Source organism: Nocardia transvalensis NBRC 15921, from assembly GCF_000308875.1.
Lineage (GTDB): Bacteria > Actinomycetota > Actinomycetes > Mycobacteriales > Mycobacteriaceae > Nocardia > Nocardia transvalensis.
Window position 1 is genome coordinate 1 of sequence record NZ_BAGL01000002.1, and the last position, 23297, is coordinate 23297.

Here is a 23297-nt window from a genome sequence, read left to right on the forward strand (position 1 = left end):
GGCCAGCACCCGGGCACGCCCGATCACCGGCCGCAATCCGCTGCGCCACGCCGCGGCCGCCACGGTATAGGGGTCCTGCTGGGACAGGTGGTTGATGGCGATCAGCAGCGGCCGCCGCCCCGCGAGCAACGCCCGCAGCTCCTCCCGCACGCCCGCCGCGTAGCCGATCCGCGGCCGGTAACGCCGCGCCAGCAATGCGTATGCGGCGCAGGCCTGCACGCGGTTCTGCCGATGCTCCCCGTAGAAGTCGTAGACGGCATCGGAGTTGTCGAGGACCACGTCGGGACGCTGCATGCCGAAACAGTAACGACCCCGCCCCGCCCGCCCCAACGAATCTGTGATCTGCCTTACACGGAGCCGCCCCGCTGTCCGGTCGCCGCAAACCCACGCCGCCGAAGGCAGCGCAAATCCAACAGTACGGTGCGATGATGACGGGGTGGCACGCGCAGAGGAACATGGCGACCGCTCCCGACGCGAATCCCGGCACGAGGAACAGGTGGTGCGGCCTGGCACGCTGCTGGTCTCGGCAACAGATCTGACCGAGCAGTCGTTCCGCCGCACCGTGGTGTACATCGTCGAGCACAACGACGCCGGCAGCCTGGGCGTCATCATCAATCGCCCGAGCGAGACCCCGGTGCGCGACGTCCTGCCGCGCTGGTCCGATCTGGCGGCCTCCCCCGGCGCGCTGTACATGGGCGGCCCGGTGAAGCGCGATGCCGCCCTGTGCCTGGCCACGGTCAAGGTGGGCACGGCCATCGACCGGTCGGCGGGCCTGCGCCGCGTCGACGGCCGGGTGGCGCTGCTGGATCTGGATTCCGATCCGGACGTCATCGCGCCCATGGTCGAGGGCATCCGCGTCTTCGCCGGATACGCCGGCTGGACCTTCGGGCAACTGGAGGGCGAGCTGGAGCGCGGCGACTGGATCGTGCTGTCGGCGCTGCCGTCCGATCCGATCGCCCGCCGCACGGACCTGTGGGCGGAGGTGCTGCGCCGTCAGCCGCTGCCGCTGTCGCTGCTGGCCACGCACCCCATCGAACTAGAACGCAATTGATTACGTATCTGTCCTGTGTGGCTACTACAACCGGGTCTCTGATCCGCCGATCGACCGGGTGAGCCGATGGCTCGCTCACCGCGTTACCCCAGTGATGGGGCCGACACCCAGCCGTCGCGCAGTGGCGTCCCCGACCTTCCGGGGAACGGTGACGCGGACCTGCTGCGGGCCCTCTACGACGAACACTCCGCCGCGCTGTGGCGCTACACCTACAGCCTCGTCGGGGATTCGGGGCGGGCCGAGGACATCGTGCAGGAGACGCTGTTACGGGCGTGGCAGCGCCCGAACGTGCTCGATCAGTCGACGGCGTCGGCGCGGGCCTGGCTGTTCACCGTGGCCCGCAACATGGCGGTGGACGAGTACCGCAGCGCCCGGCACCGCCGCGAATACCGCACCGACAAGCCGCCCGAACAGCCCAGTCCCGATCAGGCGGACCGGGCGCTGGACAGCTGGTTGATCGCGGACGCGCTGGCCCGGCTGAGCATCGACCACCGCGAGGTGATCGTGCGCGCCTATTACCGTGGCCTGTCGACACATCAGATAGCGACCGAACTGGATATTCCCGAGGGCACCGTGAAGTCCCGGATGCACTACGGCATGCGGGCCCTGCGCTCGGCACTGAGAGAGATGGGGGTGACGAAGTGACGGAGACCGCGCACGCGGCCGCGCCCGGCAGTGGCGACGACTACGCGACGTGGGACGCCCCGTACGTGCTCGGCGCCCTCAGCCGTGCCGAGCGGGCGGAGTACGAGGATCATCTGGCGGTGTGCGCCGAGTGCCGGACCGCCGTCGGGGATCTGGCCGTCCTGCCCGGACTGCTCGGGCAGGTCGACGACGAGGTGGCGCTGTCGCTGATCGATCCGGAACCCTGCACCGTGTCGTCCGACGGGTTCGTGCCCCCGCGCACCGAGACCCCCGAACCGGTACCGCTGGAGCGGCTGGCAGATCGAGCGCGGGCCCACCGCCGCCGCGGCCGGCTGCTCGCGGTGGCCGGAGCGGTGGCGACCGCCGCCGCGGCGGTCGCGATCGCGGTCCCGGTGACGGCCTCGATGAGCGCACCGGAGGCGACCCCGGCCACCGCCGAGGTGGTGGCCGAGCGCAGCATGGATCCGGTGGTGCCCTCGCCGATCACCGCGAGTTTCCGGCTGGTCGCGGTGCCCGACGGCACCCGGGTCGAGATGTCGTGCAGCTACGCCCCGTCGAGCACGCAGTACACCTGGCAGGGCTCGATGTGGGTGGTGCACTCCGACGGCACCCAGTCGATGGTCGCGCAGTGGACGGTCCGGCCGGGCGAGACCGTCACGCCGGACGGCACCACCGCCGTACCGCCGGACCAGGTGCGCGCCGTGGAGATCCGGGCCACCACCACGAACCAAGTGATGTTGAACGGGACGCTGTAGCGGCGGGCATCCGAAGCCCTTCGGCACGCGCCGGCGGCCGGGTCCACGATGCTCAGCGGCGCGGCGTGGCGGCGAGCAGGTGGGCCGACGGCGAGCGCCCGCCGGGCAGGTGGCGCCTGGCGGGCGATGGCCTCTCGCGGGATCTCAGAGCAGGGCGAGGGCCGTGCAGAGGGCGGCGACGGCGAGGCCCTGCAATCCCACCCGGAAGCCCAGGATGCTGTCCCACTTGTCTTGCAGCGCACGGGCATCGGCGGGGATCACGCCGGACCGCGCGGCGGCCTTCTGAGCCTCGTTGACCGGCTTGGCGACCCGGAGGTAGAAGCCCATCCAGGCCAGCAGGGCCACCAGCGCGACCCCGGCCGCGACCGCCGCGGCGGTGACGCCCGCGAGCGCGGCCACCACGAGGGTCAGCACCGTGGCGATCATCCCGCCCGCGCCGGCGAACGGCATCCGGCGATCGCCGTAGTAGTGGCCCCAGCCGGCCAGCTTCGTCATGGCCTCGTCGTCGACCTTCCGGTAGGCCGACCGCATGATGATGGCGGCGCACGCGTCCGTGCCGTAGACGATGCCGTTGGCGAGAACGGCGAGTACGGCCAGAACCTGCGCGGTCGTGATGAGCATCTGCTTCTCCTACTCCAATATCTAGCAACGCTAGGTGATGGAGCGAGAGTAGCAATGCATAACTAGATTGTCTAGCGCTGCTAGTTCTCCGAGGTCCGCTCGGACGGCAGGGTGATCGAGTACAGCCCGCTGTCCTGGCCCAGCGCGGCGCGACGGGCCCGATGCGGCCCGATCTCGCCGAGCGCCCGCCGGACCGCCGCATCCGCCGCACGATCCCCGACGGCGATCCGGGCACTGCCGTCCGGATAGGTCTTGGCGGCGATACCCGCGCCAGCCAGCCGGGCGGCGACATCGTCCCCAGGCAGGTAGAGGAAGTTCGCACGACTGCGTGGCACCCGGATCCCGCTGCGCCGCAACGATGTTCGCAACAGCTCCCGCTCGGTGGTGATGCGCAGGACCCGCTCGCCCAGCTCCATCCCGGCGGCGTACGAGGCCGCCACCGCGGCCACCGACGATTCGGTGACCCCGAACGGCAGCTGCAACCGGCACACCCGGCGGATCAGATCCTCGTGGCCGAACGCGTAGCCGATGCGCAGCCCGGCCAGCCCGTACGCCTTGGAGAAGGTGCGCAGCACCAGCAGATTCGGATAGCGCGCGATCAGCTCGACGACATCGAGACGGTCCGTGGCGCCGAGGAATTCGACGTACGCCTCGTCCAGGATCACCGGCACGTCGCGCGGAATACCGAACAGGAAGGCCTTCAGCTCGCTGGCCGGGATCACGGTCCCGGTCGGATTGTGCGGGCGGCACACCGCGATCAGCCGCGTGCGCTCGCTCACCGCCCGCGACAGCGCGCACAGATCCTGCCGCCCACCCGAATCCAGCGGTACGGCAACGCTTTTCAATCCCGCCATCTCCGCGAGAATCGGATAGCCGTCGAATGTCGGTGTCGCGAACACCATCTCGTCGCCCGGCGCGGTCAGCGCCTGCATGATCTGCAACGCCACCCCCGTGGCCCCGGAGCCGACCACGATCCGATCCGCGGGCACGCCCAGATGCTCGCCGATCAACAGCGGCAACCGGTGCGGCAGGAACTCCGGATACCGGTTGCCCCGCTCCAGCGCGTGCTGCACCGCCTCGACCACCGAAGGCAGTGGCGGGAAGGGATTCTCGCTGAGGCTCAGATCGAAGCGGACGGAATCCGGTGCGCGCCACTGCGCGGCCCGCGACACGGGGAGCGTGGACCGGCTCCCTCGTCGCAGCGATATCGATCGACTGCCGCTCACCGCGCGGCCCCCCAGCGCACCGCGGCCGCCGCGGCGTAATCCCCGGCGTGCGCGAACGCCGACAAGAGCACGACCGACCCGTTGCGCAGCCGCCCGGCCTGGTTCTCGGCGTCCAGCGTGACGGGAATGCCCGCGGCGAACAGGTTTCCGCACCGATCGAAGGTGTCCGGATGCCGCTCCGCGGGCAGCTCCAGAGCATCGTGCCAGTTGCGCAGGAACAGCCGGTTGGGCTGGTTGGTCACGAAGGTGTCGATATCGCTTCCCTTGACCCCGATGCGCTCGCACACCGCCAGCGCCACCTCCGGCACCAGCCGGTTGCCGCGCGCGAAGACCTTGGTGACCTTGGATTCGCTGAAGCTGACGCAGCCCTGCCCCTCCCCCGGCTCCCAGTACTTGCGCTCGGAGCCGGTGCTGAAGTCCATATCGCCCGCGAACTCCGGGTAGGTGCGGCACTCGATGTCCAGGATGGGCGCCTGATCGTTCTTCATCAGCAACCCCACGCCGCAGCCGTCGCCGGGCACCGGTGCCTGCGCGAGCCCGCGGATCTCGGTCTGGGTGAACACCGGGCCCGCGGTGTTCTGCACCACCGCGATGAGCGCGCTGCGGGCATCCGTGGTCTGCAGGATCATCCGGGCCAGATACATCATGTGCACGAAGGCCGCGCAGCCCCCGTTGTGGACGTCGAACACCCAGCCGGGCCGCATACCGAGCCGCCGCGCCACCTCCGGACCGGCGCCCAGCACCGGATTGGTCGGCAGCTGGGTGTGGGTGAGCAGCACGTCGACATTCGAGATCGTATCCGCCCCATGCCGTTCCGCCAGCGTGGCGGTGGCCCGCTCGACCATGTCCACTGCGGTCGTATCGCGGTCGATGTGATGACGCGCCTTGGGCGCCCGGAACATGACGTTCTTCGCCATGCGCTCGGACCGCGAGAACTGCGTGAAGTATTCGGTGCCGACCGGTTCACCGGGCAGATAGCCGGCGACGTCGACCAGGCTGACCGGAGGCAGCGACTGTGCGGGATCCATCGGGGCGTACCTCACTTCATCCAGTCGGGGGTGAGCGGCAGGCCGTGCGCGGCCCGGTACTCGCAGATCGCCTTGAGGTTGTCCATCTCGAGCTGATGGCCGGCCGAGAACATCTCCCAGAAGTCACCGACCCAGACCGGGCGCTTCGGCGGCGCCGTCTCCGGATACGGGTTCTCGTCGTAGAACGGGTGGTGGCAATTCACCCACAGCACAACGGAACCCGGCTTGTTGAATACGGCCTGCGCGTCCACGACCCGCATCAGGTAGATCATCCACAGGTGCTGTCCCTGATCCCAGGCGCAGTGGTAGTCCACGGTCATGGCGTCCGGATTCGCCACGGTGCGGGTGAAGATCTTGGTCTCCGAGCCCAGCCGGTCGTAGGCCAGCCACAGCCCCGGCTCGTCGGTCTCGACGAATCCGCGCAGGCTGTAGGTCCATTCCTCCAGGCATCGGGTATCGGACAGGTACTCGTACACCGCGCGCGGCGGCGCGTCGATATACGCCTGCACCGGGCAGTAGTCGCCGTAGACCTGGTCGTGCGGATACACCGACCGCAGCATGTCCATGATGATCGGCGTGGTGGCCTCGCGATCGGAATTCTCGATGCGCAGGACGCCGGGTATTCCGTCCTGCGGGATATCGCTGAGCGCGGGCAGGGAACTGGTGGTCACGGGTTCCTCCTCGGTATCGACAGAAACGGGGTGAACGGCGGGATCTCGTCGGGGTCGCAGTCGATCGAGACGAACGACGGACCGGGGGTGTCGAAGCAGCACCGCAGCACCGCGGCGAGTTCGCCCGCGTCGGCGGGCGAGTAGGACGGCAGGTCCGGGAACATCGCGGCCATCCCGGCGCCGAGATGCGCGGGCCGGAACCTGTTGAAGCTGTAGCGATCTCCGTAATAGAGCTGTTCGCGGGTGATGCACATGGCGTGACCGTTGTTGTTGCACACCACGAAGGTCACCGGTAGCCGGTGCTCGATCGCGGTGTGAATCTCCATGCCGTGCATGAAGAAAGCGCCGTCCCCGGCCACCACCACGGTCCGGCGCTCGCCGCCGCCGGGCCGCCGGTGCCGCGCGAAGGCCGAGCCGATGCCCGCGCCGAACGCGTACCCCATACCGCCCATGCCCAGCGCCACGACGAATCGCCCGCCGCGCGGCAGGCGCAGGTGGTGCACCACCGCCGCACCGGTGTTCCCGGCGTCGGCGAACACGTCGGTGCCCGGTTCCAGTGCGGCATTGAGGGTTTCGACGATCTCGCGGTAGCGCAGGCCGGGGCCGGTGGCATCGGGCACCTGCAACGGGGTGAGCGTGGGCGGTTCGCCCGAGGGCACGGATACGCCCCGGCCCGCGCGCTCCCGATGCCCGCCGTGTCCCGGCGCGGTGTCCCCGGGAGAGGCATTGTGGTGGGAGCTGGCCGCCGCCGGAGCCGGACGATCGTGCGCGGCGGAGTGTCCCCCGCGCGCCGAGACCGCGGCGACCTCGTCGGTCACCAGGCCCGCCGCGAGTTCGGCGAGGGCCGTCTTCAGGTCGGCGGCGGCGTGGATCGAGTCGAGGTAGGGCGGTTCGGCGGCCACGCTGGCGAGGGCCGTCCCGGCCAGCACATCGTCCAGTCCCGCCCGTGCGGTGACCGGCATCCGCGTCCCGACCAGCAGGCACAGGGCCGAGCCCCGCACGGCATCGATGAGCTCGGGATGGCCCATACTGCCCGCGACGCCGCAGAATCCGGATTCGTCCCGGTCGTAGACGTCCTCGGCATCCGGCGCGACACCCACCGCGGCGTCGAGTACCTGTGCGAGCCTCCGCAATTCGCCGCGGGCGTCGTCACGGGCGACCTGGTCTCCGGCGATGATCGTGATCTTGCCGGTGGCCCGCGCCGCGCTCAGCACCGCACGCACCCGATTCAGGCCCGCGTCGTCACGGGTCGCCGTCCGGCGCGGCGGCCGGAACGGCGGCAGCGCGCTCGCATCCGCCTGCTGAACATCCTTGGGCAGCAACAACACCGCGGGCCCGCCGCGCCGTGCGGCGGTCACCGCCCGCGCCAGATGCCAGGGCAGGGCCTCGACCGCGTCGACCCGGGCGCAATACCGCGTGATCTGCTCGAAAAGCCGTTCGGCGTCGAATGTCCCGGCCAGGCCGCTGGTGTCCTGGAAGGCCCCGCGACCCTCCAGGGCCGTGGGCGGCTGCCCGACCAGCGCCAGCACCGGAACCCGGGACGCGAACGACTCCGCCAGTCCCGCAACCAGATTCATCGCGCCGCCGCCCGAGGTGGCGCACACCACCCCCAGCCCGCCGCTGGACCGCGCGTACCCGTCGGCCATCGTGGCGGCGGAGAACTCGTGCTTGGCCACCACCCCGGTCACCTCGTGCGGGGAATCGAATACGGCGTCGTAGAGGTCCTCGATATTGGCCCCATCGACCCCGAAGATCTGCCGGACACCCAGAGTCGCCACCGCTTGCACCAGATAATCGACCGCCCGTGACGGCATCGGCGCTCCTTCCCTGCCGAACCTCGAGCGCACACACTTCGAGCCGCTCTCGACCGGGATACGAACCACCGACCACTCTGGTTCACCAAATTCCGCGCCACCCCTACTGGCACCTCCACCCCAGAGCCTCACGGCCCGCCCACCGCACGGCCCGGTGGGCCTACCCACCACCGCCCGGTGGGCCTACCCACCACCGCCCGGCGGGCCTACCCACCACCGCCGGGCGGTCCGCCACCACACCGCCCGGCGAGCTCGCTCACCCCATGGCCCGGCGGTCTTTTGGCCGGGCCCCTTGTGTGTATGTATACGTCTACGTATAATGGACTCATGCCCAACAAGACCGTCTACGTGTCCGACGATGACCTGCCCCTGTTCCAGCGCGCGCAGGAACTCGTCGGCGGCAATCTGTCGGGGGCCATCGTGACGGCGCTGCGCCGGTTCATCGAACTGGAGGAGGGCCGCCAGGAGGGCTTCGACGAGGTCCTGCTGCGAATAGGCCACAACGGCGGGCGGCAGGTCCGCTTCTCCGGGGCGCTGCTCGGCGAGATGCGCGAGATCAACGACACCCACCAGCAGCACGTGCGCGTCTATCGCAGCCGCAAGGGCAAATTCGTCCTCCACATGCAGACGTCCAAATGGGCGGAGTACCCGGTCGACGGCGGCGGCGCCAACTGGATCAAGGACCTGACCAACTGGCGCAAGATGCTCGGCGTCGGCGATCCGGAGTGGGGCGATTTCACCATGGACATCTACGACTCGGTGACCGACCTGAAGGGGAGGATTCCGGACAAGCTCTATCGCCGCGTGAACGACATCGTCGAGCATCCGCAGATCGAGGACCTCGACATCTGACATCCGCCGGGAACGCCGGACGGCGTTCCCGCACAACCGAATACCAGCCACCCGTCTTGACCGCGCAACCCAGCGGTCACGACTCGGCTCAATCATGCATTCATTACTACCTATTCATGTCAATCACAACCTTTCCTGAGGGGAACCCCATGACCACCGGATATCCACGGCCGGCCATCTCGGTCACCGGCCTGCGGAAATCCTTCGGCGACCAGGTCGTGCTCGACGGCATCGACTTCACGGTCGCCGAGGGCACGATCTTCTCGCTGCTCGGACCCAACGGCGCGGGCAAGACCACCACCGTGCAGATCCTGTCCACCCTGCTGCGCGGCGAGGGCGGCGAGACCCGCGTGGGCGGCTACGACGTGGCCGCCGACCCGGACGCGGTGCGCGCGATCATCGGCGTCACCGGCCAGTTCTCCGCGGTCGACGAACTGCTCACCGGACGCGAGAACCTGCTGCTGATGGGCGATCTGCACCACCTGCCGCGCGGCGAGAGCCGGGAGCGGGCCGAGCGCCTGCTCGCCCAGTTCGACCTGGTCGAGGCCGCCGGCAAGCCGGCGGGCAGCTACTCCGGCGGCATGACCCGCCGGCTGGACCTGGCCATGACGCTGGTCGGCGACCCGCAGGTGATCTTCCTCGACGAGCCGACCACCGGACTCGATCCCCGCAGCCGCCGCGCCATGTGGGGCATCATCCGCGACCTGGTCGCCGACGGCGTCACCGTCTTCCTCACCACCCAGTACCTGGAGGAGGCGGACGAACTCGCCGACCACATCGCCGTCCTCGACCACGGCCGGATCGTCGCCGAAGGCACCCCCGACCAGCTGAAACGCCTGGTACCCGGCGGCCACATCCGCCTGACGTTCGCCGACCGGACGGCCCTGGACACCGCCGCGGCGGTGCTCGGCGGCGTCCCCGACGCCGACGACGAGCTGACGCTGGCCGTACCCAGCGACGGCGGGGTGCGCTCGCTGCGCTCCGTCCTCGACCGGCTCGACACCGCCGGCGTCGAACCAGAGGGTCTGTCGGTGCACACCCCCGACCTCGACGATGTCTTCCTGACCCTCACCGGACAGCCCGTTGCCGAAAAGGAAACCGTGTAATGACCACCGCCACTTACGCATTCGCCGATACGGCGACGATGCTGCGCCGGAATATCGTGCACGCCAAGCGTTATCCCGGCATGACGATCATGTTGATCGCCATGCCGGTCACCCTGCTGCTGATGTTCAACTACATCTTCGGCGGGGCGCTCGGCCAGGCGATCGACAACGGCGACAAGTACATCGACTACATCGCGCCGGGCATGATGCTGATGGTCCCGGCCCTGCTGGTCACCGCTATCTCGGTCGCCGTGGCGACGGATATGACCAAGGGCATCGTCAATCGCTTTCGCACCATGTCGATGTCGCATTCGTCGATCCTCACCGGCGAGGTGCTCGGCACCCTGATCCAGGGCCTGCTGGGAGTCGTCCTCATGGTCGGCATATCGCTGCTGCTTGGCTTCCGGCCCAATGCCGAACCGCTGGAGTGGGTCGCCGCCTTCGGCCTGCTCACGCTCGTGATCTTCGCCCTGAACTGGCTCGGCGCCGGTTTCGGAATGTCCGCGTCCACACCCGAGAACGCCAGCAACACGCCCATGCCGGTGGTGTACCTGCCGATGCTCGGCAGCGGCCTGGTGCCGACCGACACCATGCCGGCCGGGGTCCGCCAGTTCGCCGAGTACCAGCCGTTCACCCCCTTCACCGAAACCCTGCGCGGCCTGCTGATGGGCACGGAGATCGGCAACAACGGCATCATCGCCCTCGCCTGGTGCGCCGCCATCGCGGCCCTCGGCTACCTCTGGTCGAAGACCCAGTTCCGCCGCAAGACCCGCTGATCCGACGCTCCCGGGGCCACTCACCCCGGGAGCGTTCGCATGTCGCCGATCGACCGCGTGGGCCACAATCGAGCAATGTCCCGAAGGCCGCGCACGGGCGCGCGAGTAACCAAGGCCGCCACCAGGTTCGGCCGGATCACGCGACGCCTCGGCCTGCTTCCTGCGGTGCTGCTGGCGGTCTCCGCCGGGGCCGCGATCGCGCTCGCGGCATATTGGATCCTGCGAGTGGTCATCCACACCAGCAGCGCGCCGGCGGCGCCGATCGACCTCACCAAACTCGCGTTCACCGTGGTCGGCGGGATCGGCGGCGTGGTCGCCCTGGTGATCGCCTACCGGCGTCAGCGCGATATCGAGCAGGGGCGGTTCGTCGAGCGGTTCGGCGCGGCGGCAGCGCAATTGGGCTCGGGCGATGTCGCGGTGCGCCTCGCCGGCGTGTACGCGATGGCCGGCGCCGCCGACGAATCCGACGGCCCGCGCCGACAGCAGTGCGTCGACGTCCTCTGCGGCTACCTCCGGCTGCCCTACGACGTCGACCACGGCAGCACCGGCCGCACCAAACTCGTCACCACGACGCCCCGCGTCGAGCGCGGCCGGGACCGCGGAACGGTGGAGGAGCACGTCGAATACCGGCAGAACGACCGGGAGGTCCGCCGGACGATCGTGCGCGTCATCATCGACCGCCTCCGATCCGACAGCGAATACGACTGGTCGGCAAGCGATTTCGACTTCCGCGACGCGCATCTGGAGGAGTCGGGGTTCGGCTCGACGACCTTCGGCGGGTCCGCCCGCTTCGCGCGCGCTACCTTCGCCGCCACCGCCGACTTCCGCGGCGCGACGTTCACGGGCGCCGCCGACTTCCGCAATGCGACGTTCACGGACACCGCCTATTTCAAGAATGCGACCTTCGCGGGCACGACCGACTTCCGCGATGCGACCTTCGCCGACACCGCCTATTTCAAGAACGCGACCTTCACCGGCCCGGCCCACTTCCGGCGTTCGGCGTTCGCCGCCATCTCCTACTTCCGCAACGCGACGTTCTCCGCCGACACTGACTTCCGCAGCGCGACCTTCGCGGACACCACCTATTTCCGGAACGGCGTATTCGGCGGTACGGCCGACTTCACCAGCACGGCGTTCGGCGGTACGGCCGACTTCACCGGCACGGCGTTCTCCGCCACCGCGTACTTCGGGCTCACGGCGTTCTCGGGCACGGCCTATTTCGAGGACGCGGAGTTCACCGGCGACGCCCACTTCACGAGTGCCGCCTTCACCGCCACCGCCTACTTCGCCGGGACGCGATTCGGCTCCGCCGCCTCGTTCCTCGGCACGGATTTCGGCTCGCAGCGCATCTCGTTCGACGGTCCGGGCCGATGGGGTGCGATCGCGCCCAGATTCGACTGGGATGCCGATCCCCGCACGAAACCGGCCAATGTCGATCTCCAGGATCGGCCGCCGCCGGTGTCCGGTCAGGACACGGGCCTAGCGCCGGATGCCGGGAACGGGCGGGTCGGCGAACCAGTCGGGGAAGGCCGTCAGATCGGGTAGGACGGTGTCCGCACCGGCGGCGCGCAGTTCGTCGGCGGAGTACGGGCCCGTGGCCACCGCGACCGAGTAGGCGCCGGCCACCCGGGCGCCGCGGACGTCGCCCAGGTGGTCGCCGACATAGATGCTCGCGCCGTGTTCGCGCAGGGCCAGGGCCTTCTTCTCCGCCCACAGGTCGCCGATGACGGCGTCGGCCGGGATGTCGAGGTGCTTCAGGTGCAGCTTGGCATTGGGTTCGTATTTGGCGCTGACCACGATCGCGCGGCCCCCTGCCGCCTGGACGGCCGCGATCGCCTCGCGCGCGCCGGGCATCGCGAGCGTGCCGGTGACGGCGTGGGTGGGATACATCTCCCGGTACAGGTCGGCCATCGCCGCGACCTCCGCGGCGGGGAACCAGTTCACCATTTCCTCTTCGAGCGGCGGGCCCAATCGCGTGATGGTGAGATCGCTGTCGATAAAGGTGCCGGTGCGTTCCGAGAGCGCCTGATAACAGGCCCGGATGCCGGGGCGGGAATCGATGAGGGTCATATCCAGGTCGAAGCCGACCGTGAGCGGACCCATCAGGTGGCGGGCTCGCAGGCGTCGCGCAGTGAGCAGGCCCCGCACGCGCCACCGCAGGCGCCGGTCTGCGGGACGAGCCCCGCGATCGCGCCCGCCGCGGCATTCGCGCCCGCGCCGAGAATGAACAGGGCGATCACGGCGGCCAGCACGGCGCCGACGATCCCCACGACGGGGCTCGCGAGCAGCGCGATCACGCCACCGACGGCGAGCAGCACGCCCGCGCCGAAGGAGGTGGGCGCCGCGACGCGATTGGCGATACGGAAGGTCTCTTCCGTGCTCAGCGCGTCCTCGGTGTGCACACCGAAAAAACGATTGGGGGGCAGGGAGCCCGTCAGCCCGAGTACCCCGGTGACGACGGCCACCGCCGCCAGCACGAACAGGATCAGCGCCACCACGAACACTCCGACCACGGTACCCGGTGTGAAACGCCGGGAACCGCGGGCCCGCCCGTATACCCTTTTTGGGGCCTGACGTGCGCACGCTCTACCCTGGTGACCAACTCTTATCCGGGGACATCGGCGACGAGAAGGCAGGCCCGTGCAGGACACCCGTGCAAACGACACCGCTGGCGCGACAGCGTCCGGCGACAGCGACGTACCCGCACACCGCTACAACGCCGACCTCGCCGGACGTATCGAGAGCAAGTGGCAGCGGGCGTGGGACGACCGCGGCACCTTCTTCGCGCCCAACCCGGTCGGCCCGCTGCGTGGCGAGACCCCGGTGGACAAGCTGTTCATCCAGGACATGTTCCCCTACCCGTCCGGCGCGGGCCTGCACGTCGGCCATCCCCTGGGCTACATCGCCACCGACGTCTTCGCCCGCTACCACCGCATGCGCGGCCGCAACGTGCTGCACGCCCTGGGTTACGACGCCTTCGGCCTGCCCGCCGAGCAGTACGCGGTGCAGACCGGCGCGCACCCCCGGGTGACCACCGAATCCAATATCAACAACATGCGTCGCCAGCTGGACCGGCTGGGCCTGGGCCACGACCGCCGCCGGTCGTTCGCCACCACCGACCCCGAGTTCTACAAGTGGACGCAGTGGATCTTCCTGCGCATCTACAACTCCTGGTACGACACCGCCGCGAACAAGGCTCGCCCGATCGCCGAGCTGGCGGCCGAATTCGACGCGGGCACAAGGGAAACCGGCGACGGCCGGGTGTGGTCGGAGCTGTCGCGGGCCGAGCGCGACGCGGTGCTGGACTCCTATCGCCTGGTGTACCAGTCGGATTCGGTGGTCAACTGGTGCCCCGGCCTGGGCACGGTACTGGCCAACGAGGAGGTCACCGCCGAGGGACGCTCCGAGCGCGGCAACTTCCCCGTGTTCCGCAAGCGCCTGCGGCAGTGGATGATGCGCATCACCGCCTACTCCGACCGCCTGGTCGATGATCTCGACCTGCTGGACTGGCCGGACAACGTCAAGACCATGCAGCGCAACTGGATCGGCCGGTCGCGGGGCGCACAGGTCACCTTCGCCGCCGAGGGGGAGACCATCGAGGTTTTCACCACTCGTCCCGACACCCTGTTCGGCGCGACGTACGTGGTGCTGGCCCCGGAGCACGAGCTGGTGGACCGGCTGGTGGCCGCGCGGTACCCGGCGGACGTCGATCAGCGCTGGACCTTCGGCGCCGACACTCCCGCGAAAGCCGTTGCGGCCTATCGCGAGTCGATCGCGGCGAAATCGGATCTGGAGCGCCAGGAGAACAAGGAGAAGACCGGCGTCTTCCTGGGCAGCTACGCGACCAACCCGGTCAACGGCAAGCAGGTCCCGGTCTTCATCGCCGACTACGTGCTGAGCGGCTACGGCACCGGCGCCATCATGGCGGTCCCCGGCCACGACCAGCGCGACTGGGAATTCGCCACCGCCTTCGGCCTGCCCATCGTGGAAGTGGTTGCGGGAGGCCCCGGCCAAAAACGTGCCGGGGCAAGCGATTCCGAGATTACCAGCGGAGTCTCCTCCGGCGCTTACGTCGGCGAAGGAACGCTGGTGAACTCCGATTATCTGGACGGCTTGGAGATCGACGCCGCCAAGGCGAAGGTCATCGAGCATCTGGAGGCCGACGGCCGCGGGAAGGGCACCGTCCAATACAAGCTGCGCGACTGGCTGTTCGCCCGGCAGCGGTACTGGGGCGAGCCGTTCCCGATCGTCTACGACGAGGACGGGCAGGCGCACGCCCTGCCGGAATCGCTGCTGCCCGTGCAGCTTCCGGAGGTCAAGGACTTCGCGCCGGTCACCTTCGATCCCGACGACGCCGACTCCGAGCCGTCGCCCCCGCTGGCCAAGGCCACCGACTGGGTGAACGTCGAACTGGATCTGGGCGACGGCCCCAAGACCTACCGCCGCGACACCAACGTGATGCCGCAGTGGGCGGGCAGCTCCTGGTACCAGCTGCGCTACACCGACCCGACCAACACCGAGGCGCTGGCCGCGCCGGAGAACGAGCGGTACTGGCTGGGCCCCCGCCCCGCCGAGCACGGCGCGAACGATCCCGGCGGCGTCGACCTGTACGTCGGCGGCGTCGAGCACGCCGTGCTGCACCTGCTGTACGCGCGGTTCTGGCAGAAGGTCATGTTCGATCTGGGCGACGTGTCCAGCCCGGAGCCGTACCGCCGCCTGTTCAACCAGGGCTACATCCAGGCCTACGCCTACACCGACGCGCGCGGCGCCTACGTGCCCGCCGCCGAGGTGGTCGAGCGCGACGGGAAGTTCTTCTGGCCGGGTGCGCCCGAGGGCGAGATCGAGGTCTTCCAGGAGTACGGCAAGATCGGCAAGTCGCTGAAGAACGCCGTCTCCCCCGACGAGATGTACGACCTGTACGGCGCGGACACCTTCCGCTTCTACGAGATGTCGATGGGCCCGCTGGACACCTCGCGGCCGTGGGCGACCAAGGATGTCGTCGGCGCGCACCGGTTCCTGCAGCGGGTGTGGCGCCTGGTCGTCGACGAGGAGTCCGGCGGCGTGCGCGTCACCGACGCCGACCCGTCCGATGCCACGCTGCGCCTGCTGCACAAGACGATCGACGGTGTGGACGGCGACTACGCGGCGCTGCGCGACAACACCGCCGGCGCCAAGCTGATCGAGCTGACCAACCACCTGACCAAGGAGTACCCGCAGGGCGCACCGCGCGCGGTGGTCGAGCCGCTGGTCCTGATGCTGGCCCCGATGTCCCCGCACATCGCCGAGGAACTGTGGGAACGCCTGGGCCACACCACCGCCCTGGCGCACGGCCCGTTCCCGGTCGCGGATCCCGCACTGCTGGTGGAGGATTCGGTCGAGTACCCGATCCAGGTCAACGGCAAGGTCCGCAGCCGCATCAGCGTCCCCGCCGACGCCGACGCGAAGGCCATCGAATCCGCCGCCCTGACCGACGAGAAACTGCTGGAGTTCCTGAACGGCAAGGAGCCCCGCAAGGTCATCGTCGTCCCGGGCCGCCTGGTCAACGTGGTGGCATAGAGCGCCTGTGACTTCCGCGGAACACTCCCGGTCCGCGCCGGGAGCGCACTACACGCTGTCGCCGGGCGCCCCGAAATCGCCCGTGCTGCTGCACGTCCCCCACGGTTCGCGAATCGTCCCCGCCGGGGTGCGCGACCGAATCCTGTTGTCCGACACGGAGCTTTCCGCCGAACTCGACCGGATGACCGACGCGCACACCGGATCGATCGCCGAACAGGCGGCCACACCGGCCGCCGTCCGGCCGTGGGTCTTCACCAACCACCTGTCGCGACTGGTGGTCGACCCCGAACGCTTCGCGGACCAGCGCGAGGAGATGCGCGCGGTCGGCATGGGCGCGGTCTACACCCGGACGTCCCTGGGCGACCGATTACGCGAATACGACGCCGACCACGAAAAGTCGCTACTGACAACGTATTTCAACCCGTACACGGCGGCGATGACCCGAGCGGTCGAGGAGCGCCTCACCGCCACGGGCCGCGCCATCGTGCTCGACATCCACTCCTACCCCACCGAGCGCCTCCCCTACGAACTCCACTCCGGCCCCCGCCCCGAGATCTGCCTCGGCACCGCCGACCGCCACACCCCGCCCTGGCTCATAGCCGCCGCCCGAAAGGCCTTCTCCCCTTTCGAGGTCGACCTGAACACCCCCTTCACCGGCGCCTACGTCCCCCTCCGCTACTACCGCTTCGCCCCCGAGGTCCTCTCCCTCATGATCGAGATCCGCCGCGATCGCTACATGACCGAACCCGGCGGCTCCCCCCACTCGGGCCTCTCCGCGATCACGAAGTCCCTGAACGCCCTGATCGACGGAATCACCCCGCCCACAGGGTGAACCTGGGACTGCCGCCCCTTGGGCCTCACTGAAAGTGCGTACTCCCCGACCGCTGTTATCGACGGAGTCGCGGCCGTCGCCGAGTGACCCGGCCAACTGACGATTCGTCCTTCGGCCTGGGCTCGGGCCAGAACACGGCGACCACGAATACGGCAGCCGGCAGGGCGACTACGACGAACAAGCCAACCTGCCAGCTCATGAGGCCTCCGGCGTCGTTCGTCCCCCTGGAGTGAGTCGACGTCGCTGTCTGGCCCATAGAACTCCATGTAGACCCCCGGGCCATCCTCAGCAGTCTCACCGCCGTACGCACGTACTTCGAGTACGCCGCTCGGGAACTCGAACAGCCTTGTGCGCCAATCCATATCGACCTCTCATAGCCGTTGGTAGGCGACCCGGAGCCGGGATAGCTCCGCCGGTCCCGGGTGCCGATTACGACGCTAGGAAGGGCGCGGGCCTTTCGCCTACATCTATGCCGAACTATGCTCAAATAGACTAAAACCAGGTCATCATCGCTCACTCGAGGCAATATGGAGATGATTGAGCATAGATTCGCCTAACTGAGACAGGAGCCTCACCATGTGGTTGACATTCCTCGGCAAGGGTGGTTCCGGCGACGGCGAGTGCCCAGCGCTGTACGCGACCGATGCGGGCACCTACCTTGTTGTCGGCTGGAGGACCGAGCCAGCATCGACGGTGGAGATACCTCACCTGCTGCTCGGGTTCGCCCAGCCGGACACGTTCATCGGGGCGGCCATGAGCGACACGGGCAGAGGCACTTTCCTGGTATCCGGTCGACCGATCACCGATCGTGAGACGGTAGACCAGATGAACATGGAGGCCCACGAGACTGCCATCGAGGTGCCGAAATCCGAGAGGACTTACTACGGTGCAATTGAGGCAGCCCAGCCCGTGGCCTGAGCTTTTTCGTGAAGCCCAGCAGGAAGCATTTCATATGGAGGTGCGGGACACGTACGCGGTTCCCGGCGAACTCGAGGCACTGCACCGATTCCTTGCCGGAGAGCCGCCCCTGCCGGATTACAGCAAGCGCCCCTGGACTGCATTGGTTCGGGAAACCGTCGGCCGGGGCGTGACAGTAAGTCGGGTTCGTGTAGTCACCGTGCCGCACAGTGATTACCAGCGCTGGCTACTGTCTATTACTGCCGGGAATATCGAAGCCGGCGAAGATATTCGATATCTACCTCGCCATCTCGCCCCAGACGTCCCGTCGGACGACTGGTGGTTGTTCGATGATACGAAGATCGGGTTCAATCTGGTAGACGATGATGGGCAGCCCGCCGGTGCGGCGATAACCACAGACAAAGGAATTGTGGCGTATTGTCGCCGTGTGAAGGAAACTCTCTGGCAGTCTGCCGTCCCATTTGATGAGTACATCGCCGATGCGCCGGTAAATCCCGCCTCGTGACAGACTCGGTTCAACAAGCACGCGAAGCCCTCGGCGAACGTCTCCGGGGGCTTCGCCTATCGGCTGGGCTGAGTGGCAGTGAACTCGCCCGCCGGGCTGGGTGGCATCAGACGAGAGTGCCGAAGATCGAGTACGGAAAAACCAAGCCATCGGAAGCTGATATCAAGACCTGGTGCACTCTCACAGGATCGAACGGCGAGATACCCGAACTTGTCGCCACGCTCCGCAACATCGATGCCGCTTATCGTGAATGGCGACGCACGCTCAGCGGCGGCACAAAACAGAAACAGCAAGAAATCCTACGCATGACCCGCCAATCCAGAGTCATGCGAATGTATCAGCCGACATTGATTCCCGGGCTGCTCCAAACCGCTGAATATGCATACGAAATCCTGCGCAGGTCCATCAAATTTCACAAGATTCCGGACGACCTCGATGAAGGTGTCGCCAAGAGGATGGAACGCCAGCAGGTTCTATATCAGGGTGATCGACTCTTCCATATATTGATGGGCGAGTCCGCCCTGTACAACAACGTCGGCGGAAACTCGGTGATGACAGGGCAATTGGACAGGTTGATGGCGATAATGGGTTTACCTCGCGTTAGTTTCGGAATTATCCCGACGGGCACAGAACTACCGATGCAACTGACAAATTTCGTTATGTTCGATGAACGCCGGGTAACCGTCGAGACGGTCACCGCAGAATTGGCTGTAACTCAACCACGAGAGATCAGGGCATATCACCAAACGTTCGACATCCTCGCAGGTCATTCCGTCACAGGCGATGCGGCACGAGATCTTATTCGCAAGGCCGTCGAGGCACGGGCTACCTAGACGAATAGTCAGTGAACCGGCGATGTGGGCTGCGTATGCGATTCGTGTGGCCGCGGGTGCTGAGCATCGACAAGGCCAGTGCGGCAAGCCATATCAGGATGTCGGCGGTGTAGGTCAGGATCAACGGGACGTTGAAGTAGACGAGGGCTTGGTGGGGTGTCGTCAGGACATGGTCGACGAACGTCAGCTCGTGGTGGCCGTCGTAGGCGAAATACAGCTTCGCGGTTTGCGCGGAAAAGGAGAGTCCGGCGAGCAGAGCTATGGTCCATGAGACCACTCGCATGGTGCGCGACCGCAGTGCGAGGACCACCGATATCGCTGCCACCGCGATCGACAGGACGGCGACCCCCAGGGTGCATACCGTATGTGCCGCCAGCGATTCGCGGATCGGGAGCGAGGAAAGCCGGAGAGCGATGTCACCGGCAAAAGCACACAGGCACAGCATCGTTCGTACTCTGCTCGCCCCCGGGCAGTGAGCGTCGCGACGCCGACCACACCCTAAGCCTAATGCGCTCGGGCCGATTCGAGGCGCTCGCGTCGATAGGCGCCGGGTGCGATCCGGTACTCCCGTTTGAATGCCTTGGCGAAAGCGAATTCCGACGTGTAACCCACCTGCCGGGCGATGGTCGCGATCGGGGCGCGGTCGCGCCGTAGCAGGCGGGCCGCGATGATCATCCGCCAGCGAGTGAGGTACGTCAGTGGTGGTTCGCCTACCAGTTTGGTGAAACGGCGGGTGAAAGTGGCTCGCGCCAAACAGATCTCGCTCGCCAAGCGGTCGACGGTCCACGGTTCGGCGGGGTGGGAGTGCATCTTGTGCAAGCTGTGGCCGATCGCCTTGTCGGTCATCGCCGCGGTCCATCCGGTGGTCTTTCCGTCGTACCAGGCACGCAGGATGTAGAGCAGCAGCGCATCCACCAGAGAGCCCACGATCGCGTCGCCGCCGGGGTCTCGTGTCTCGATCTCGGCGCTCAGGAGTTCGACGACGGTCTGCAACCGTTGCCGCGGCGGGCCGGACAGATGGACCACGTCGGGAAGGCCGGCGAGCAGCGGGTGCCGGATTCCTTGCTCGATCTGATAGGCCCCGGACAGCACGACGGTCTCCGCGCCGTCGCCGCCGACCGTAACCCCGTCGATGCGGCCGTCCACGACAAGATCGAGGGGTTCCGTCTCGAGGGCATCCGCGAGGGTGTGCGCCGCGCTGCCGGGCATCAGTACGACGTCCCCGGCTCGCAGCGGGAGCGGGTCGGCGCCGTCGCGGAGCAGCCGGCACTCGCCGTGCACGATCACGTGAAAGCCGAATCCCTGCCGTCCGCCGAACCGCAATCCCCAAGGCGCGCGAGCCCGGGTGAGTACGGACAAGGCCGGGGCGGTGGTCAGCGCGGCCACCGCATCGCTCAGGACATCGATCGCCACCGAACCTCCAGAGTGATCCGATCGGATATGTTTCGGGCACATTCCACCATGGTTCGGATCATTGTCGGCCCATAACGTCGGTGTGGCACAGCAGAATCGTCAAAGGGAGACCACCATGTCGCACACATCGACCGCCATCGTCACCGGTGCCGCGCAGGGCATCGGCCGCGCCATCGCCGAACGACTCGGCTCGGCCGGAACCGCAGTCGTCGTCAACTACCGTTCGGATGCCGCGGCGGCCGAATCCGTGGTGTCCACCATCCGCGCGGCGGGCGGCGAGGCGACGGCGGTACACGCCGATGTCTCCGTGCCCGAGCAAGTCGACCGGCTGTTCGACGTCGCGCGACAGCAGTACGGCGACCCGGACGTCGTCGTGCACAGCGCGGCCGTCACCCATTTCGCTCCGCTGGCCCAGTCCACCGATGCCGATTACGACCGGGTCTTCGACGCCAACACCAGAGCCACGTTCGCCACCCTGCGCGCGGCCGCCGGACATGTGGTCGACAACGGCCGAATCATCGTCATTTCCAGTGGCGCCGCAGTGGTCCCACGCGCGAACGCCGGCCTGTACGCCGCAAGCAAGGCCGCGGGCGATCAACTCGTCCGGGTACTGGCCACCGAACTCGCCGCACGCCGTATCACCGTGAACAGCGTCCTCCCCGGCCCGACGCGCACCGAAAAAGTAGCGGCCACAGTCCCACCCGACCAGATCTCCGCGATCGCCGCCGAGATCCCCCTCGGCAGACTCGCCGACCCCACCGACATCGCCGACATCGTCACCTTCCTGGCCTCCGACGCCGCCCGCTGGATCACCGGCCAGACCCTACACGCAGGCGGCGGAATGTTCTGACCCCTTGGAAGATTCATCCCAGGCGGGATTGTTCACAGTCGGAGTAGCGTGCTGCCGCACGAGGGGTTGTCGAACCAGGAGAAGAATCGGTGGGCGAGACAGGCATCGTGCGGGAATGGCACGTCGAAGAGGGCTGGGGCGTAATCGAGTCCCGGTCGGTTCCCGGTGGATGCTGGGTGTCGTTTGCGGCGGTGAAGTCCGAGCGCAGGGATCTGGTCGTCGGCCAGGATGTGGAATTCGAGTGGGAGTCGGCGGAGCAGGACGGGTTCGACTTCCGAGCGCTGCGGGTCTGGCCGACGGGTGACAGTCCTGTCGAACGACCGATCGACCGCACGAGCCGGGGCATGACGATGGCCGCGTGGGATATCGACCCCGAGACAGCGGAGCGCCGCCGAATCGACCTGTAGCGCGGCTAGGCGGCGGCGCCCAGGTCCCCCGGCGGGACCCGGGCGCCGTCGCGTGTGTCAGGCGGGGATTTGGCCGCCGATGGCGCCGCCCAGGGCTGCGCCTGCGGTTGCGCCTACGACCGCGCCCGTTGCCGCGCCGAGGCCGACGCCGACCGCGATGCCGGCGACCGTGCCGACGGGGCAGGCGACTGTGGTTGCCACGCAGCCGGTGACGCCGCCCGCTACCGCGCCGAGGCCCGCGCCGGCGACCGTGCCGACCGCGCCGCCGACGACGCCACCGACGGCCTCGCCGGGAATTGCCTGGGTCTGGCCGGCGGCGACCGGCTGGACGGGGGCGGGGGCGGGGGACGCGGCCTGGGACATGCCGGCGCCCGCGCCGATCATGGCGGCGGTGACGGTGACGGTCATGGTGATTTTACGAATCATGGTGGAACTCCCTCATCTTTCGAGACCACATACGTGGCCTGCGAACAGACTGACAGAGTTCCGCACTCCATGCCGGAGTGTCCGGGGCTGTCGGCTCCCGTCGCGCACTCGGTCGCCGGCCTTCCCGGTGGTCAGCGGGCGATCGGCCGCAGCACGATTTCGGTCGGGTGGGCGTCGCGCGGGGTAAGGACCGCGTTGCCTACGGTTAGCGCGACGGTTTCGGCCGTGAGGAATTCGTTCGCGTCGAATTCGCGGCCCTCGGTGGCGACGATGGCGCGTTGCATATCCGTGGCGATGCGGCCCGGATGGATCGAGGTCACCCGCAATCGAGGCTCCTCGAGGCGCAGGGCGTCACCGAAGGCGCGGAGGGCGAACTTACTCGCCGCGTAGACGCCCCAGCCGGCGTTCGCGCGCAGGCCCGCACCCGAATTGATCAGCACCACATGGCCGTTGGCGGAGCGCAGCGCGGGAAGGAGCAGGCGGGTCAGTTCGGAGACCGCGATCACGTTGGCCTCCAGTGTTTCTCGCCACACCGAAACCGAAGACTCTGCGACGGTGCCCAATTCGGCGACACCGGCGTTGTGGACCAGCACGTCGAGGCGCTCGATCGGCGCGGCCGCGCGCGCCACGGCCTCGTAGTCGGTCAGGTCCACCGGCCAGGCGGTGGCGCCGGGCAGTTCGCCCAGGATGCCGCTCAGCGCATCCACCGAGCGCGCGCCGAGCAGCAGGTCGTGCGTGGGCGCGAGTTCCCGGGCGATCGCGGCGCCGAGCCCGCGGCTCGCACCGGTGACGAGGGCCGTCGGCCTGGGGGTTTCGGAGCTGGATACGGACATGGGCACCACGGTAACCGGGCACCGCCGTAACCCCCCGTCGCACACCGACGATGCACTGCTTGGTCGCTGTGAGCAATCAGTCACCCTTCGGGTGGCGAGCACCCGGCGACCGGGTGTATCTATCTCGGCAACCGGAATCACGAACCGAGGCGAACAGTGTGACAACTGCCCAACAACAG

The 23297-nt window shown here is 68.1% G+C and carries 25 protein-coding genes and 1 pseudogene; 14 read left to right on the plus strand and 12 right to left on the minus strand.

All coding sequences use genetic code 11. From position 1 onward, the window contains the following. Window positions 1-294: pseudogene (locus tag ON41_RS00200) on the minus strand (1-acyl-sn-glycerol-3-phosphate acyltransferase); the annotation flags it as partial. A 142-nt stretch (window positions 295-436) separates the two neighbouring features. Between ON41_RS00200 and ON41_RS00205 the strand changes: the two are divergent. The 3 genes from ON41_RS00205 to ON41_RS00215 all read left to right on the plus strand — a co-directional run bounded on the left by ON41_RS00205 (window position 437) and on the right by ON41_RS00215 (window position 2451). Then, window positions 437-1051 carry a YqgE/AlgH family protein gene (locus ON41_RS00205; RefSeq protein WP_040743990.1) on the plus strand — a complete coding sequence of 205 codons (615 nt, stop codon included), beginning with the start codon at window positions 437-439 and terminating at the stop codon, window positions 1049-1051. Window positions 1052-1117: 66 nt separating this feature from the next. Then, window positions 1118-1696 (plus strand): sigma-70 family RNA polymerase sigma factor, encoded by a 579-nt coding sequence (locus ON41_RS00210; protein WP_083905025.1) that lies wholly within the window; start codon window positions 1118-1120, stop codon window positions 1694-1696. After that, on the plus strand, window positions 1693-2451 hold the full coding sequence (locus ON41_RS00215) for a zf-HC2 domain-containing protein (protein WP_051160805.1): 759 nt from the start codon (window positions 1693-1695) through the stop codon (window positions 2449-2451). The genes ON41_RS00210 and ON41_RS00215 overlap by 4 nt, the downstream gene beginning before the upstream one ends. A gap of 144 nt (window positions 2452-2595) precedes the next feature. On the opposite strand, the gene ON41_RS00220 is transcribed toward ON41_RS00215, so the two are convergent. The 5 genes from ON41_RS00220 to ON41_RS00240 form a co-directional block, all read right to left on the minus strand. Beyond that, the gene (locus tag ON41_RS00220) at window positions 2596-3072 is read right to left on the minus strand and encodes a DUF1772 domain-containing protein (protein WP_040743992.1); all 477 of its coding nucleotides are present in this window, start codon (window positions 3070-3072) and stop codon (window positions 2596-2598) included. Window positions 3073-3152: 80 nt separating this feature from the next. Then, complete coding sequence (locus tag ON41_RS00225; RefSeq protein ID WP_083905026.1) at window positions 3153-4244, minus strand: aminotransferase class I/II-fold pyridoxal phosphate-dependent enzyme; 1092 nt, start codon at window positions 4242-4244, stop codon at window positions 3153-3155. A gap of 50 nt (window positions 4245-4294) precedes the next feature. Further along, window positions 4295-5326, minus strand: coding sequence for a 3-oxoacyl-ACP synthase III family protein (locus ON41_RS00230; protein ID WP_040743993.1), 1032 nt, complete (start codon window positions 5324-5326; stop codon window positions 4295-4297). Between the two features lie 11 nt (window positions 5327-5337). Next, window positions 5338-5997, minus strand: coding sequence for an SRPBCC family protein (locus ON41_RS00235; protein WP_040743995.1), 660 nt, complete (start codon window positions 5995-5997; stop codon window positions 5338-5340). Continuing rightward, window positions 5994-7811: a thiamine pyrophosphate-binding protein gene (locus ON41_RS00240; RefSeq protein ID WP_040743996.1), complete on the minus strand. Its 1818-nt coding sequence runs from the start codon at window positions 7809-7811 to the stop codon at window positions 5994-5996. The genes ON41_RS00235 and ON41_RS00240 overlap by 4 nt, the downstream gene beginning before the upstream one ends. A 327-nt stretch (window positions 7812-8138) precedes the next feature. On the opposite strand from ON41_RS00240, the gene ON41_RS00245 reads away from it, so the two are divergent. From ON41_RS00245 to ON41_RS38695, 4 genes are all read left to right on the plus strand, one after another. Next, entirely contained in the window at window positions 8139-8663 is a 525-nt protein-coding gene (locus ON41_RS00245; RefSeq protein WP_040743998.1) for an EXLDI protein, read from the plus strand. Between the two features lie 149 nt (window positions 8664-8812). Then, complete coding sequence (locus ON41_RS00250; RefSeq protein ID WP_040743999.1) at window positions 8813-9769, plus strand: daunorubicin resistance protein DrrA family ABC transporter ATP-binding protein; 957 nt, start codon at window positions 8813-8815, stop codon at window positions 9767-9769. Next, window positions 9769-10545 carry an ABC transporter permease gene (locus ON41_RS00255; RefSeq protein ID WP_040744000.1) on the plus strand — a complete coding sequence of 259 codons (777 nt, stop codon included), beginning with the start codon at window positions 9769-9771 and terminating at the stop codon, window positions 10543-10545. Before ON41_RS00250 ends, ON41_RS00255 begins: the two co-directional genes overlap by 1 nt. A gap of 75 nt (window positions 10546-10620) precedes the next feature. Continuing rightward, entirely contained in the window at window positions 10621-12090 is a 1470-nt protein-coding gene (locus ON41_RS38695) for a pentapeptide repeat-containing protein (RefSeq protein WP_157185308.1), read from the plus strand. Here ON41_RS38695 and ON41_RS00265 read toward each other — a convergent pair. Continuing rightward, entirely contained in the window at window positions 12025-12648 is a 624-nt protein-coding gene (locus ON41_RS00265) for an HAD family hydrolase (protein WP_040744002.1), read from the minus strand. The genes ON41_RS38695 and ON41_RS00265 overlap by 66 nt on opposite strands. Beyond that, window positions 12648-13058 (minus strand): SdpI family protein, encoded by a 411-nt coding sequence (locus ON41_RS00270; RefSeq protein ID WP_306307766.1) that lies wholly within the window; start codon window positions 13056-13058, stop codon window positions 12648-12650. The genes ON41_RS00265 and ON41_RS00270 overlap by 1 nt, the downstream gene beginning before the upstream one ends. Before the next feature lie 127 nt (window positions 13059-13185). Here ON41_RS00270 and leuS point away from each other — a divergent pair, with 127 nt between their 5' ends. From leuS to ON41_RS39870, 5 genes are all read left to right on the plus strand, one after another. Then, window positions 13186-16101: a leucine--tRNA ligase gene (gene leuS, locus ON41_RS00275; RefSeq protein WP_040744006.1), complete on the plus strand. Its 2916-nt coding sequence runs from the start codon at window positions 13186-13188 to the stop codon at window positions 16099-16101. 7 nt (window positions 16102-16108) lie between these two features. Further along, complete coding sequence (locus tag ON41_RS00280; protein ID WP_051160807.1) at window positions 16109-16933, plus strand: N-formylglutamate amidohydrolase; 825 nt, start codon at window positions 16109-16111, stop codon at window positions 16931-16933. Between the two features lie 576 nt (window positions 16934-17509). Next, window positions 17510-17851: a hypothetical protein gene (locus ON41_RS00285; protein WP_040744007.1), complete on the plus strand. Its 342-nt coding sequence runs from the start codon at window positions 17510-17512 to the stop codon at window positions 17849-17851. Window positions 17852-17885: 34 nt separating this feature from the next. Beyond that, window positions 17886-18356, plus strand: coding sequence for a DUF6879 family protein (locus ON41_RS39865; RefSeq protein ID WP_246829421.1), 471 nt, complete (start codon window positions 17886-17888; stop codon window positions 18354-18356). Beyond that, window positions 18353-19189 carry a helix-turn-helix domain-containing protein gene (locus tag ON41_RS39870; RefSeq protein WP_040744009.1) on the plus strand — a complete coding sequence of 279 codons (837 nt, stop codon included), beginning with the start codon at window positions 18353-18355 and terminating at the stop codon, window positions 19187-19189. Before ON41_RS39865 ends, ON41_RS39870 begins: the two co-directional genes overlap by 4 nt. On the opposite strand, the gene ON41_RS00295 is transcribed toward ON41_RS39870, so the two are convergent. Next, window positions 19182-19634, minus strand: coding sequence for a hypothetical protein (locus ON41_RS00295; RefSeq protein ID WP_040744011.1), 453 nt, complete (start codon window positions 19632-19634; stop codon window positions 19182-19184). The two genes, ON41_RS39870 and ON41_RS00295, sit on opposite strands and share 8 nt — an antisense overlap. 59 nt (window positions 19635-19693) lie before the next feature. Then, window positions 19694-20602: an AraC family transcriptional regulator gene (locus tag ON41_RS00300; RefSeq protein WP_051160808.1), complete on the minus strand. Its 909-nt coding sequence runs from the start codon at window positions 20600-20602 to the stop codon at window positions 19694-19696. Window positions 20603-20717: 115 nt separating this feature from the next. Here ON41_RS00300 and ON41_RS00305 point away from each other — a divergent pair, with 115 nt between their 5' ends. Both ON41_RS00305 and ON41_RS00310 read left to right on the plus strand, forming a co-directional pair. After that, entirely contained in the window at window positions 20718-21452 is a 735-nt protein-coding gene (locus ON41_RS00305; RefSeq protein ID WP_040744013.1) for an SDR family oxidoreductase, read from the plus strand. 89 nt (window positions 21453-21541) lie between these two features. Then, entirely contained in the window at window positions 21542-21859 is a 318-nt protein-coding gene (locus ON41_RS00310) for a hypothetical protein (protein WP_063709809.1), read from the plus strand. Between the two features lie 57 nt (window positions 21860-21916). On the opposite strand, the gene ON41_RS00315 is transcribed toward ON41_RS00310, so the two are convergent. Beyond that, window positions 21917-22285 (minus strand): hypothetical protein, encoded by a 369-nt coding sequence (locus ON41_RS00315; RefSeq protein WP_157185309.1) that lies wholly within the window; start codon window positions 22283-22285, stop codon window positions 21917-21919. A gap of 131 nt (window positions 22286-22416) precedes the next feature. After that, window positions 22417-23118: an SDR family oxidoreductase gene (locus ON41_RS00320; protein WP_040744438.1), complete on the minus strand. Its 702-nt coding sequence runs from the start codon at window positions 23116-23118 to the stop codon at window positions 22417-22419. Between the last annotated feature and the right edge of the window lie 179 nt (window positions 23119-23297).

Coding starts and splice junctions, on each gene's coding strand:
- ON41_RS00210 (WP_083905025.1), top strand. CDS start 1,118: ATGGCTCGCTCACCGCGTTACCCCAGTGATGGGGCCGACACCCAGCCG.
- ON41_RS00220 (WP_040743992.1), bottom strand. CDS start 3,072: ATGCTCATCACGACCGCGCAGGTTCTGGCCGTACTCGCCGTTCTCGCC.
- ON41_RS00230 (WP_040743993.1), bottom strand. CDS start 5,326: ATGGATCCCGCACAGTCGCTGCCTCCGGTCAGCCTGGTCGACGTCGCC.
- ON41_RS00240 (WP_040743996.1), bottom strand. CDS start 7,811: ATGCCGTCACGGGCGGTCGATTATCTGGTGCAAGCGGTGGCGACTCTG.
- ON41_RS00245 (WP_040743998.1), top strand. CDS start 8,139: ATGCCCAACAAGACCGTCTACGTGTCCGACGATGACCTGCCCCTGTTC.
- ON41_RS00250 (WP_040743999.1), top strand. CDS start 8,813: ATGACCACCGGATATCCACGGCCGGCCATCTCGGTCACCGGCCTGCGG.
- ON41_RS00255 (WP_040744000.1), top strand. CDS start 9,769: ATGACCACCGCCACTTACGCATTCGCCGATACGGCGACGATGCTGCGC.
- ON41_RS38695 (WP_157185308.1), top strand. CDS start 10,621: ATGTCCCGAAGGCCGCGCACGGGCGCGCGAGTAACCAAGGCCGCCACC.
- ON41_RS00265 (WP_040744002.1), bottom strand. CDS start 12,648: ATGGGTCCGCTCACGGTCGGCTTCGACCTGGATATGACCCTCATCGAT.
- ON41_RS00285 (WP_040744007.1), top strand. CDS start 17,510: ATGTGGTTGACATTCCTCGGCAAGGGTGGTTCCGGCGACGGCGAGTGC.
- ON41_RS39865 (WP_246829421.1), top strand. CDS start 17,886: ATGGAGGTGCGGGACACGTACGCGGTTCCCGGCGAACTCGAGGCACTG.
- ON41_RS00295 (WP_040744011.1), bottom strand. CDS start 19,634: ATGCTGTGCCTGTGTGCTTTTGCCGGTGACATCGCTCTCCGGCTTTCC.
- ON41_RS00305 (WP_040744013.1), top strand. CDS start 20,718: ATGTCGCACACATCGACCGCCATCGTCACCGGTGCCGCGCAGGGCATC.
- ON41_RS00315 (WP_157185309.1), bottom strand. CDS start 22,285: ATGATTCGTAAAATCACCATGACCGTCACCGTCACCGCCGCCATGATC.
- ON41_RS00320 (WP_040744438.1), bottom strand. CDS start 23,118: ATGTCCGTATCCAGCTCCGAAACCCCCAGGCCGACGGCCCTCGTCACC.